Raw genomic sequence first — 1,138 nt, 5'->3', positions numbered from 1 at the left:
TCACGGCGCGGGGCACCACCGTCACGGTTGTACCCGCCCTCACGGCGCGGGGCACTGTCGCGGTTGTAACCACCTTCACGACGCGGGGCACCACCGTCACGGTTGTACCCGCCCTCGCGACGAGGGGCACCACCATCGCGGTTGTACCCACCCTCACGACGCGGGGCACCACCGTCACGGTTGTAACCGCCTTCACGACGCGGAGCGCTGTCGCGGTTGTAACCGCCTTCACGACGCGGAGCGCTGTCGCGGTTGTACCCACCATCACGACGCGGGGCACTGTCACGGTTGTTGTAACCGCCTTCGCGACGAGGGGCACCACCGTCACGGTTGTACCCGCCCTCGCGACGCGGGGCACCATCCCGGTTGTTGTAACCGCCTTCGCGACGAGGGGCACCACCATCGCGGTTGTAGCCGCCCTCGCGACGCGGGGCACCATCCCGGTTGTTGTAACCGCCTTCGCGACGAGGGGCACCACCATCACGGTTGTAGCCACCTTCGCGACGGGGCGCACCATCACGGTTGTTGAAACCACCTTCACGACGCGGGGCACCACCATCACGGTTGTAACCACCTTCACGACGCGGGGCACCACCATCACGGTTGTAACCACCTTCACGACGCGGAGCACCACCATCACGGTTGTAACCACCTTCACGACGCGGAGCGCTGTCGCGGTAACCACCTTCACGACGGGGCGCACCATCGCGGTTGTTGTAACCACCTTCGCGACGAGGGGCACCACCATCACGGTTGTAACCGCCTTCACGACGCGGAGCGCTGTCGCGGTTGTAACCGCCCTCACGACGAGGGGCACCGTCACGGTTGTTGTAACCACCCTCACGACGAGGGGCGCCGCCATCGCGGTTGTAGCCACCGTCCCGCCGAGGGCTTCGGTCGCCGGAACCGGCACGAGAACCGCCGTCGCGGTATACGGGGCGACCTCCGGAAGGACGTTCGTTGCGCTGGTTCCCGTCGTTGCGACGTGGACGGCGCTCTTCCTCTTCCGGCATGGTGCTCCCTGTTCTCTGTTCTCTTCGCTCGTAAACGCAAAATGGCCACCCAACGATGGGTGGCCATTTCGACTAAAAGGAGTCCGGCGGTGTCCTACTCTCCCACAGGGTCCCCCCTGCAGTAC

General features: G+C 65.6%; 1 protein-coding gene. It reads right to left on the bottom strand.

The genetic code is table 11. The features are described 5' to 3' along the window. Positions 1-913: hypothetical protein (locus tag RT323_RS16675; protein ID WP_313410420.1), on the bottom strand; the 913-nt coding region annotated here is incomplete at its 3' end. Positions 914-1,138: the final 225 nt, after the last annotated feature.

The organism is Aeromicrobium sp., assembly GCF_032084975.1.
Taxonomy (GTDB): domain Bacteria; phylum Actinomycetota; class Actinomycetes; order Propionibacteriales; family Nocardioidaceae; genus Aeromicrobium.
The sequence above is the reverse complement of the archived record's forward strand: the minus strand, read 5'-3'. Positions and strand labels throughout refer to the sequence as shown.